The organism is Veronia nyctiphanis (assembly GCF_004116385.1).
Taxonomy (GTDB): domain Bacteria; phylum Pseudomonadota; class Gammaproteobacteria; order Enterobacterales; family Vibrionaceae; genus Veronia; species Veronia nyctiphanis.
The window spans coordinates 1-317 of sequence record NZ_PEIB01000116.1 but is presented as its reverse complement, the minus strand read 5'-3'; the positions used below and the strand labels follow the sequence as shown (position 1 = coordinate 317).

At 49.5% G+C, this 317-nt stretch carries 2 tRNA genes; both read right to left on the bottom strand.

Annotated features, from left to right (window positions below):
- Positions 1–52 precede the first annotated feature (52 nt).
- A tRNA-Ala gene (locus CS022_RS24675) sits at positions 53–128 on the bottom strand.
- 28 nt (positions 129–156) lie between these two features.
- A tRNA-Ile gene (locus tag CS022_RS24670) sits at positions 157–233 on the bottom strand.
- Positions 234–317: the final 84 nt, after the last annotated feature.

The following is a 317-nucleotide window of genomic DNA, read 5'->3' as shown; positions in this document are numbered from 1 at the left end:
TTCTTTCGATTCACCACTTTCTAAATATTTTCAGTAAAAAACACTTAGTAAGTGGTGGAGCTATGCGGGATCGAACCGCAGACCTCCTGCGTGCAAGGCAGGCGCTCTCCCAGCTGAGCTATAGCCCCATCATGATGCTTAGCTACCAACAGAAGTTGGTGGGTCTGAGTGGACTTGAACCACCGACCTCACCCTTATCAGGGGTGCGCTCTAACCACCTGAGCTACAGACCCAGCTAAGCGTCTTTACTTTTCAACCTATACAATCTGTGTGGACACTGGCAAAGACAGTATCGTTAAGGAGGTGATCCAGCCCCA